This window comes from Streptomyces sp. NPDC104761 (assembly GCF_055583445.1).
Genome location: NZ_JBVJNZ010000023.1, coordinates 99,457 through 110,154, shown reverse-complemented (window position 1 = coordinate 110,154; position 10,698 = coordinate 99,457). Strand labels below are relative to the sequence as shown.

Sequence of the window (10,698 nt, the reverse complement as noted above, 5' to 3'; positions counted from 1 at the left end):
GACTTTTGGCACGCTGTTGAGTTCTCAAGGAACGGTCGCTTCCTTTGTACTCACCCTCTCGGGCTTTCCTCCGGGCTTCCCTTCGGTGTTTCCAAACTCTATCAGTGTTTTTCCGGCCCTCTGACCACCCTCCCGCAGGCATGCGGAAGAGGATCCCGAGTTAGGATCTGACAAGTTTGGGTGCTGCCGGGTGGCAGTGCTTTACCGCACCGCTTGGCCCCAGGCAGGAGTACGACTGTACACGGAGCCTCGAAGGCCGCGCAAATCGAATAGGCTGGTGGTCTAGACCACTACCTGGTAGCTTCCATGCGGAACCGCCACTTCATATGACATACGCTGCTGCTCAGCCGTCCGGAACAGGTTGTGACGGCCCGTAAGCAGCTCCACTCCTGGGAGGCTTCCCATGACCACCGTGACGTCCCCGCTCGCCGGACGCGCCATCGGACTGGCCGCAGTGCCGGATCCGGTCTTCGCCGGGGCCATGGTCGGCCCGGGTACTGCCATCGACCCCGCGCGTGAGCCTTCCGAGGTCGTGGCGCCCGTGGACGGAGTCGTCGTCTCCCTCCACCCGCACGCGTTCGTCGTGGTGGACGAGAGCGGCCACGGCGTGCTCACCCATCTCGGTATCGACACCGTGCAGCTCAACGGGCAGGGCTTCGAACTGCTCGTCAACAAGGGCGACACCGTGACCCGCGGCCAGGCCGTGATCCGCTGGAACCCGGCCGAGGTCGAGGCCGCCGGCAAGGCCCCGGTCTGCCCCGTCGTGGCTCTGGAGGCCACCGCCGACTCTCTCTCCGACGTCCGTGAGGACGGTGACGTGAAGTCCGGCGACGCTCTCTTCGCCTGGAACTGACTCGTCCCGGACCGACGACCGGCCCCGCCGCCGTCCCGTCGTAGGACACGGAGCAGGCGGCGATCACGACAACCACCGCGGCGGCGGGACCCGCCGCACTATCGGAGACGGGTGAGATGGAGACAACGCTGCGAGGCGTCGGCGTGAGCCACGGTGTGGCGATCGGCGAGGTTCGGCACATGGGAACGGCGGTTCTGGAGCCGCCTGCCAAGCAGATCCCCGCGGATGAGGCGGAGCGGGAGCAGGGGCGTGCCCGTCAGGCCGTGGATGCGGTGGCGGCCGACCTGGTGGCGCGCGGCAACCTGGCCGGTGGCGAGGCCCAGGCAGTGCTTGAGGCGCAGGCCATGATGGCGCAGGATCCCGAGCTGATGTCCGACGTGGACCGCAGGATCGCTGTCGGCAGCACCGCCGAGCGTGCCGTGTACGACGCGTTCGCCGCGTACCGCGAGCTGCTGGCCGGAGCGGGCGAGTACCTCGCCGGCCGGGTGGCCGACCTGGACGATGTGCGGAATCGTATCGTCGCCCGGCTGCTGGGGGTTCCGATGCCGGGTGTCCCGGACAGCGACGAGCCGTACGTGCTGGTCGCGCGGGATCTGGCGCCGGCGGACACGGCGCTGCTGGACCCGGCTCTGGTGCTGGGTTTCGTGACCGAGGAGGGCGGGCCGACGAGCCACAGCGCGATTCTGGCGCGGGCCCTCGGGGTGCCTGCCGTGGTGGCGCTGCCGGGTGCCGGGGAACTGGCCGAGGGCATCGTGGTCGCCGTCGACGGCAGTAGCGGCGACATCTTCGTGAACCCGAGTGCGGAGCGGAAGGCCGCGCTGACGGCGGCGGCCGCCGAGCGGAAGGCGGCGCTGTCCGCCGCGACCGGCCCTGGCGCGACCGCCGACGGACACAAGGTGCCCTTGCTGGCCAACGTGGGTGGCCCGGCGGACGTGCCGGCCGCGGTGGAGGCCGGTGCCGAGGGTGTCGGTCTGTTCCGTACCGAGTTCCTGTTCCTCGACGACAGCAAGAGCGCTCCTTCCGAGGAGAAGCAGGTCGAGGCCTACCGGCAGGTGCTGGAGGCGTTCCCCGAGGGCCGGGTCGTCGTGCGGGTGCTGGACGCGGGCGCGGACAAGCCGCTGGAGTTCCTGACGCCCGCGGACGAGCCGAACCCGGCGCTGGGCGTACGTGGTCTGCGGACGCTGCTCGACCACCCCGAGGTGCTGCGCACCCAGCTGACGGCGTTGGCGAAGGCGGCCGAAGGGCTGCCCGTCCACCTCGAGGTCATGGCCCCGATGGTGGCGGACCGTGCCGACGCGAAGGCGTTCGCGGACGCCTGCCGGGAGGCGGGACTGCGGGCCAAGTTCGGCGCGATGGTGGAGATTCCGTCGGCCGCGCTGCGGGCGCGCTCGGTCCTCCAGGAGGTCGAGTTCCTGTCGCTGGGAACCAACGACCTGGCCCAGTACACGTTCGCCGCCGACCGTCAGGTCGGTGCGGTGTCGCGACTGCAGGATCCGTGGCAGCCCGCGCTGCTCGATCTGGTCGCGCTCTCGGCGGAGGCGGCGCGGGCCGAGGGCAAGAGCTGTGGCGTGTGCGGTGAGGCAGCGTCGGATCCGTTGCTGGCGTGTGTGCTGACGGGTCTGGGTGTCACCTCCCTCTCCATGGGCGCGGCGTCGATTCCCTATGTCCGGGCGATGCTGGCCAAGTACACGCTGGCCCAGTGCGAGCGGGCCGCGGCGGCCGCGCGCGCCACCGACAGCGCGGACGAGGCCCGTGTGGCGGCTCAGGCGGTGCTGTCCGGCGAGTAGTCGGCCACGGCCGTGATCGGCCGTGTTTCCGGTGTCTTGCCGGATGTTTTTCCGGATGTCTGTCCGGGTGTCTTTCCGGGGGCGCTCCACCTGTGGGTGGGGCGCCCCCGCTGTTTTCAGTGGTGGTGACCGGGGGGCGTCTCCTGGTCGCCGAGGTCGGGCGGCGCGCAGTAGTCGACGTCCGATTCCGGTGAGATGAGGTCTCCGGATTCGACGTCGGTGCAGTAGGCGTCGAAGACCTCGCCGGCGGTGAGGGGCCCGAGCCCGTTGCCGCGCAGCCGCCAGCCGTAGACACGGTCGGGGGCGCCGGCGGCGCTGGTGCGCATGACGAGTCCGCCGGGGCTGTTGGTGGCGAGGCCGAGGGCGAGAACGCTGGTGAATTCGAGGGCTTCGGCCTCGTCGAGGTGGGTGGTGCCGTCGCTGTTCCGGTCGGCGTGAAGGACGGTGACGAGGGTTTCCGGTGGTCCGGAGACGCTGCACACGAGGTGCCGGTTGCCTGGCGGGGCGGTGTCGAGGATGCGGGACAGGAGGTGCGAGGCGCGGGTGAAGGCGGCGCGTCCGACGTCCTCGCCGCAGGTGGGGCAGGGGCCGAGGCGGGCGAGAAGGGTGCTGGCGTACTCCCAGGTGGCCTGCCGTACCGCCTCGTCGACGAGGGCGGGGACAAGGTCGGTGAGGGGACGGCCGTCGTAGGGGACGGTGGGGCCGGTGGCCGCGAGCTGGGCGGTGAAACGGGTGCGGCTGGCCGGGGCGTCGGGGTCGAGGCCGGTGGCGGTGCAGAACTCGGCGTATTCCTCGGGGTCGAACAGGGCGAGTGTGGTGTGGGTGCCCTCTGCGGCGCGGGACCTGAGGAGGGCCTCGATGTGGCGGAGGTAGGTGAGGTGGTCGTCGAAGGTGAAGGTGCGGTAGCGCCGCATGGCGCGGAAGTCGTGCTCGTCGGTCAGCAGGCCGATGGTGCCGGCGATCTCGCGGCGCAGGACGCGTCGCATGGTCCGGTGGTCGGTGCGCGCCATGGTTCCCCCTGGATGTGAATCGATCAATGCTCACTCACAGTAACGGGCACCACTGACAACGGTGGCTGAGCGTGTACGGCGCCGGGCTTCAGGCGCGCTTGCGGGCGAGGTCCTCGAAGTAGGTCAGCAGGTCGAGGTTGTCGATGGAGCCGGGGTTGACGGCCTTTTCCAGGGGTGCGCCCTGGAGCAGGCGCTTGACGGGGACCTCGATGCGCTTTCCGGTGAGGGTGTGCGGGACGCCGGGCACCTCGATGACCTCGTCCGGGACGTGGCGGGGCGAGAGCTGTTCGCGGATGGCCTGCTTGATGCGGCTCAGCAGGGCCTCGTCGAGCACCGCGCCGGGGGCGAGGTGGACGAAGAGGGGCATCCAGTAGCCGCCGTCGGGCTGTTCGACGCCGATGACGAGGGATTCCTTGATCTCGGGGAGGCGCTCGACGACCTCGTAGATGTCGGCGGAGCCCATCCGTACGCCCTGGCGGTTGAGCGTGGAGTCGGAGCGGCCGTGGATGATCACCGTGCCGCGTGAGGTGACGGTGATCCAGTCGCCGTGGCGCCAGACGCGGGGGTAGGTGTCGAAGTAGCTCTCGTGGTAGCGACTGCCGTCGGGGTCGTTCCAGAAGCGGATCGGCATGGAGGGCATGGGGTTGGTGACGACCAGTTCGCCCACTTCGTCGATGACGGGGTGGCCTGCGGGGTCCCAGGCCTGGAGGTCGGTGCCGAGGCCGGGGGCCTGCAGTTCGCCGGTGTGGACGGGGAGGGTGGGCACGGCGCCGGCGAAGCAGGAGCAGACGTCGGTGCCGCCGCTGACCGAGGCGATCCAGAGGTCGGCGCCGCTCGCCGCGAACTCGTCGTGCAGCCAGCGGAAGCCGTCGGGGGGCAGCGGCGAGCCGGTGGTGGCGACGCACTTCACCCGGGAGAGGTCGTGGTCGCGGGCGGGGTGCACGCCGGCCTTGCGGCAGGCCATCACGTAGGCGGCGGAGGTGCCGTAGAGGGTGGCTCCGGTGCGTTCGGCGACGCGCCACTGGGCGCCGGTGTCGGGGTAGCCGGGGCTGCCGTCGTACAGGACGATCGTGGTGCCGGTGAGGAGCCCGGAGACGAGGAAGTTCCACATCATCCAGCCGGTCGAGGTGTACCAGAAGAAACGGTCCTCGGGGCCCAGGTCGCAGTGCAGGCCGAGCTGTTTGAGGTGTTCGACGAGGATGCCGCCCTGGGACTGGACGATGGCCTTGGGCAGGCCGGTGGTGCCGGAGGAGTAGAGCACCCACAGGGGGTGGTCGAACGGGACCTGTTCGAACTCCGGCTCGGTGTCGGCGGCGGTCAGGGCCGACCATTCCAGGGTGCCTTCGGGTGCGGGGGTGCCGAGCAGCGGGATGTGGACGACGGCGCGCAGGGTGGGCAGTTCGCGGCGGAGTTCGGCGACGATCTCGCGTCGGTCGTGTTCCTTGCCGCCGTAGCGGTAGCCGTCGACGGTGAACAGGACGACGGGCTCGACCTGCTGGAAGCGGTCCAGGACGCTGCGGGCGCCGAAGTCGGGGGCGCAGGAGGTCCACACGGCGCCCACGGCGGCGCTGGCGAGGAGGGCGACCACGGCCTGCGGGACGTTCGGGAGGTAGCCGCTGACCCGGTCGCCGGGGCGGACGCCGAGGGCGCGGAGTTCGGCGGCCAGGGAGCCCACCTGGCGGCGCAGCTCCGCCCAGGTGACGGGGCGGGGTTCGTGGGTCTCGTCGACGTACAGGAGGGCGGGTTCGTCCGCGCGGGTGGCGGCGGCGCGCAGGGCGTGCTCGGCGTAGTTCAGCCTCGCGCCGGGGAACCACTCGGCGCCGGGCATGGCGCGGTCGCCGAGCACGCGCGCGTAGGGCGTCGAGAACCGCACGTCGAAGTATTCCGCGACGGCTTTCCAGAAGGTGTCCAGGTGGTCGACGGACCAGCGGTGCAGGGCCGGGTACCCGCCGTCGGCGGGGGCTTGGTGGTGTTCCGCCGCCCAGGACTGGAACCTGGTGATGCGTGCCTGGGCGATCCGCTGCGGATCGGGCTGCCAGAGCGGCTGGGGGTTCGCGGACGACATGGGGCGGCTCCCGGACTTCTGCGCTTTGTGTGCGTGGGACGCGCACGGGCTGGGGTGTGCGCGTGACGCGGCTGACAGGGACGATGCCATGTGATCGACTTCTACACCAGGGTGCGCTCCACATAGTCCGTGTCGTGAAGATGTGGCCCCGGCACGGGTGAACGGCAGTTGAACGGCACCCGCGTGTGGAGTGCTGAGTGGCAGGGTGAGCAGCATGGACGGTCGTGACCTGGTGCGTTCGGTAAGAGTGGTCGGTTCGAGCAAGGCGGCTCAGGGGTTGCGTACCGTACGGGCCGCGTGGCGCAGGAGGCGGATCGATGCCGCCGGGCTGCCCGTGCGGGGGGCGGAGCGGGCCCGGGTGCCGGGCCCGGTGCAGGGCGCGGAGCCGGGGCCGGGCGGCGGTGTGATCCGGTTCAGCCGGTCCGAGCTGCGGATCACGGTCGCGGTGAACGGGGCCGTCTTCTGGGGCTGGGACGGGGCCGGTCCCGAGCCGTCGTACGCGCTCGCGGGGCGCTGTCCGGAGCCGGATCCGCGGGCGGTTCTCGAACCGGACACCGACGGTGGCTGGCGGGTCGTGGCGGAGCGGGTGACGGTCAGTGTCTCGCGGCACGGCGCGGTGGAGGTGTGCACGCCGGGTGGTGTGATGCTGCGGCGGGATCTGCCGCCGCGCTGGTGGGAGCCGGTGGGCGGGGGTGCGGCGCGCTGGGTGCAGCGGTCGGAGGTGGCCGCGGACGCGCGGTTCTTCGGGCTGGGCGGGCGTGCTTCCGGGCCGCGGCTGCGGGACGGCACGTACCGGTTGTGGAACACCGATCCCGGCCGTGCCTTCGGGCCCGGTGACGATCCGCTGTACGTCACGATGCCGGTGCAGCTGGTGGTGGCGGACGCGGGGGCGCATCTGGTGTTCCACGACAGTTCCTGGGACGGCACGGTGACGCTCCGGGAGGGCGAGGAGGGCGCCGGTTCCGGGCACGACCGGACCGGGCGCTGCGAGCTGCGGATGGACGGCGGTCCGCTGCGCTGCTGGGTGATGGCGGGCACCCCCGCGCGCGTGCTGCACACCTGGGCCTCGCTCACGGGAGCGCCCGCGCTGCCGCCGGCGTGGGCGCTGGGCCACCACCACGCGCGCTGGGGTTTCGGCAGTGAGCAGGAGGTGCGGCGGATCGTCGCCGGTTACCAGGAGCGCGGTCTGCCGCTGGACGCCGTCCATCTGGACATCGACCACTACGACGCCCACCAGGTGTTCACGGTCGATCACGAGCGTTTCCCGAAGCTGCCGACGCTGGCGGAGGAGTTGCGTCGGGACGGGATCCGGCTGGTGTCGATCGTCGACCCGGCGGTGAAGGCCGAGCCCGGCAACACGGTCTACGACAGCGGGACTTCGCTCGACGCCTTCGTCCGTGATCCGTCGGGGCGGACGGTGGAGGGTGTGGTGTGGCCCGGGGAGGCGGTCTTCCCCGACTTCACGGACGCGCGCGTGCGCGCGTGGTGGGGCGGGCTGTACGAGGAGCGGCTCGCGCTGGGGTTCGCCGGGTTCTGGCACGACATGAACGAGCCGACGTCCTTCAGCGCGTTCGGCGAGTCGACACTGCCGCGCTCGGCGCGGCACGCCCTGGAGGGGCGCGGCGGCGACCACCGGGAGGCGCACAACGTCTACGCGCTCTGCATGGCGCGGGCGGCCTACGAGGGTCTGCGCGGGCTCGCGCCCGGGGAGCGGCCGTTCCTGTTCTCCCGCTCGGGCTGGGCCGGTGTGCAGCGCTATGGCGGCACGTGGTCCGGTGACGTCGCCACCGGCTGGCCGGGGCTGCGCGCGTCCCTGTCGCTGGTGCTGGGGCTCGGGTTGTGCGGGGTGCCGTACTCGGGTCCTGACGTGGGCGGTTACGACGGGAGTCCGTCGCCCGAGCTGTTTCTGCGCTGGTTCCAGCTGGGCGCGTATCTGCCGTTGTTCCGCACGCATGCGGGCATCCGGGCGGGGCGCCGGGAGCCGTGGGAGTTCGGGGCCGAGGTGCTGGAGCACGCGCGCGTGGCGCTGCTCGAACGGCGACGTCTGCTGCCGTACTTCATGACGCTGGCGCAGTTGGCCCGGCGGACCGGTGCGCCCTACGTGCGGCCGGTGTGGTGGGGGGCGCCGGAGGACCGGGCGCTGCGTGACTGCGAGGACGCGTTCCTGCTGGGCGACGCCCTGCTGGTGGCTCCGGTGCTGGATCCGGGTGCCGACCGGCGTGCGGTGCAGCTGCCCCGTGGGCGTTGGTACGACACGGTGACGGAGCAGGCGTACGAGGGTCCCGGGCAGGTGCTCGTCGATGCCCCGCTGTCGCGGATCCCGGTGCTGGCGCGCGCGGGTGCCGTCCTGCCCGTGCGGGACGAGGACGGCGGGACGCGGCTTGAGGTGTGGGCGCCTGCCCGGGGGCGGACAGGAGGCGGGCTGTTCGTGCCGGACGCGGGCGACGGCTGGGAGGAGCCGGAGGTGGAGCGTTACGTCGCCCGCTGGGAGGGCCGGCACGTGGTGGTCCGGCGCGACGACGAGAGCGGCGTGAGCAAGCCGTCCTGGCCCGTCCGGGTCAGAGGGCTGGGCTGAGCCGGCGGGCTCAGTAGCGGCCCTCGAACCACGCGCGTACGGCCACGCTGTGCAGCGGGAAGGCGAGTTCTTCGGGGCGGCGCAGCAGGTGCCAGCCCTCGGTCTCGTCGGTCGCACCCGACGGCGGGAGGCCTTCGGCCGGGCGCTCCGGGAGCAGGCCGAACAGCAGCAGGTGCCCGTCGGGTGAGCTCATGGCGTCGACGAGCCGTACGTCGCGGGCGGCCGCGTCGATGCCCGTCTCCTCCTTGAGTTCGCGGACGACGGCGTGCCGCCAGTCCTCGCGGTCGTCGACGTAGCCCCCGGGCAGCGCGGTGCCGCCGCGCGCGGGGGCCACGGTGCGGGTGATGACGACCAGGGCGGTGCCCTTCGTGTCGTAGACGGGCTGGAGGGCGATCGCCACCGGCAGCGGGTTGCGGTAGGCGACGTGGCCGCAGGCCGGGCAAGTGCGGGGCCAGCCGGAGATTCCCTCTCCGTAGGCCGCTCCGCAGCTCGAACAGTGCGAGCCGGGAGCGGAGTTGGCGATTGGGTGCTGATTTTCGGACACGCGCGGACTTTATCCGATCGGGAGTACGACGTCTTACGGTCACTGGAACACCCTCTTCCGGAAGTGAACCGACACGTGGCGGCGCCGGAACCGTAGAAGCACCGGCGGCCGAGGGACGCCCACGCGGCCTGCCCAATCCGGGCCGCCGGTGGCACACTTCTGAGGTCACTTCTGACGTTGCGTCAGATCCATGCCCTGGAGGAGCTTTGTCGCGTACACGCACACCGGCGGTCGACGGCTGGTTCACGGGCGAGGGCGACGGATTCCGGCTGCTGGGAACCCGCTGCGCGGCCTGTGCCTCGGTCTTCTTCCCGCGCGAGGACGCCCACTGCCGCAACCCCGGCTGCGCGGGCGGCGACCTGGAGGAGGTCCGGCTCTCCCGGCGCGGACGGATCTGGTCGTACACCGACAGCAGGTACCGCCCCCCGTCACCCTATGTGAGCGATCCGGAACTTCCGTGGGAGCCGTACGCGTTGATCGCTGTGGAGCTGGAGCCCGAGCGGATCGTGGTGCTGGGGCAGGCGGTTCCCGGGATCACCGTCGCCGATCTGGCGGTGGGCATGGAGGCCGAGATCGTCCCCGGAGTCCTGAGTGAGGACGCTGAGACGACCTGGACGACCTGGCACTGGCGGCCGACGGGGGTGGCGGCATGACGGCGGACGTGGCTGTGCTCGGCGTGGGCATGCACCCGTGGGGCAAGTGGGGCCGGAGCTTCGTCGAGTACGGGACGGCGGCGGCCCGCGCGGCGCTCGCGGACGCCGGACTGGAATGGCGGGACATCGGCTCGGTCGTGGGCGCGGAAACGGTGCGTGGCGGCTATCCCGGCTATGTGGCGGGCGCGACCTTCGCCAGGGCGCTGGGCTGGCAGGGGGCGCGGGTCGCAAGCGTGTACGCGGCGTGCGCGTCCGGGGCCCAGGCGGTCGCCGCGGCGCGGGCACAGATCCTGGCGGGCCTCGCGGACGTGGTGCTCGTGGTGGGCGCGGACGCGGCGCCCAAGGGCTTCTTCCGGCCCGCCGGAGGAGACCGGCCGGACGATCCCGACTGGCTGCGCTTCCGGCTGCTGGGCGCGACGAACCCGACGTACTTCGGTCTTTACGCGCGCCGCAGGATGGCGGTGTTCGGCGACACCCCCGAGGACTTCGCCCTGGTCAAGGTGAAGAACGCGGCCCTGGGGGCGCTCAATCCGTACGCCCGCTACCGCAGGCGGGTGACCGCCGAGGAGGTCGCCGCCTCCCAGGTGGTCGCCGATCCGCTGCGGCTGCTGGACATCTGCGCCACCTCCGACGGCGGGGCCGCGCTGGTGCTGTCCAGCCTGGAGTTCGCGCGCCGGCGCGGGGTGGCACGGCCGGTGCGGATCCGCGCGGTGTCCACGGTCACGCCCCGCTATCCGAGCGCGGTGCTGGACCTGCCGGACATCGCCACGGACTCCGCGTCGGCGGTGGAGCCGCCCCCGGAGGCCTTCCGGGCCTCGATCGCGCGGGCCGCCTACGAGGAGGCGGGCATCGGCCCCGGGGAGCTGTCCCTGGCCGAGGTGTACGACCTGTCCACCGCGCTGGAGTTGCAGTGGTACGAGGATCTCGGGCTGTGCGCGGAAGGGGAGGCGGCGAAGCTGCTGCGCGAGGGCGCCACGGCCCCGGGTGGCCGGATACCGGTCAACGCCAGCGGGGGGCTCGCGTCCTTCGGGGAGGCGGTACCGGCCCAGGCGATCGCCCAGGTGTGCGAGCTCACCTGGCAGTTGCGGGACGCGGCGGGCGACCGGCAGGTGGCGCACGCGCGCGTGGGGATCACGGCCAATCAGGGGCTGTTCGGGCACGGCTCGTCCGTGATAGCGGTGCGCTGACGGGACGGGTGTGACTGAAGAGGC

General features: G+C 71.9%; 8 protein-coding genes. 5 read left to right on the top strand and 3 right to left on the bottom strand.

Features of this window, described 5'->3' with window-relative positions:
• Positions 1–403: 403 nt before the first annotated feature.
• Positions 404–853 carry a PTS sugar transporter subunit IIA gene (locus tag ACZ63F_RS39715; protein WP_469718618.1) on the top strand — a complete coding sequence of 150 codons (450 nt, stop codon included), beginning with the start codon at positions 404–406 and terminating at the stop codon, positions 851–853.
• 116 nt (positions 854–969) lie between these two features.
• A complete protein-coding gene (gene ptsP, locus ACZ63F_RS39710; RefSeq protein ID WP_469718616.1) occupies positions 970–2,640 on the top strand; it encodes a phosphoenolpyruvate--protein phosphotransferase in 1,671 nt (556 codons plus the stop codon).
• A gap of 116 nt (positions 2,641–2,756) precedes the next feature.
• On the opposite strand, the gene ACZ63F_RS39705 is transcribed toward ptsP, so the two are convergent.
• Together ACZ63F_RS39705 and ACZ63F_RS39700 are read right to left on the bottom strand one after the other, a co-directional pair.
• Positions 2,757–3,650, bottom strand: a complete 894-nt coding sequence (locus ACZ63F_RS39705; RefSeq protein WP_469718615.1) for a hypothetical protein — start codon at positions 3,648–3,650, stop codon at positions 2,757–2,759.
• Positions 3,651–3,738: 88 nt separating this feature from the next.
• Complete coding sequence (locus ACZ63F_RS39700) at positions 3,739–5,715, bottom strand: acetoacetate--CoA ligase (protein WP_469718614.1); 1,977 nt, start codon at positions 5,713–5,715, stop codon at positions 3,739–3,741.
• 214 nt (positions 5,716–5,929) lie between these two features.
• On the opposite strand from ACZ63F_RS39700, the gene ACZ63F_RS39695 reads away from it, so the two are divergent.
• On the top strand, positions 5,930–8,290 hold the full coding sequence (locus ACZ63F_RS39695; RefSeq protein WP_469718612.1) for a glycoside hydrolase family 31 protein: 2,361 nt from the start codon (positions 5,930–5,932) through the stop codon (positions 8,288–8,290).
• 10 nt (positions 8,291–8,300) lie between these two features.
• On the opposite strand, the gene ACZ63F_RS39690 is transcribed toward ACZ63F_RS39695, so the two are convergent.
• Positions 8,301–8,834, bottom strand: a complete 534-nt coding sequence (locus ACZ63F_RS39690; RefSeq protein ID WP_362585090.1) for an NUDIX domain-containing protein — start codon at positions 8,832–8,834, stop codon at positions 8,301–8,303.
• A gap of 206 nt (positions 8,835–9,040) precedes the next feature.
• On the opposite strand from ACZ63F_RS39690, the gene ACZ63F_RS39685 reads away from it, so the two are divergent.
• A complete protein-coding gene (locus ACZ63F_RS39685) occupies positions 9,041–9,487 on the top strand; it encodes a Zn-ribbon domain-containing OB-fold protein (RefSeq protein WP_469718611.1) in 447 nt (148 codons plus the stop codon).
• Complete coding sequence (locus ACZ63F_RS39680; protein WP_469718609.1) at positions 9,484–10,674, top strand: lipid-transfer protein; 1,191 nt, start codon at positions 9,484–9,486, stop codon at positions 10,672–10,674. The genes ACZ63F_RS39685 and ACZ63F_RS39680 overlap by 4 nt, the downstream gene beginning before the upstream one ends.
• Positions 10,675–10,698 lie beyond the last annotated feature (24 nt).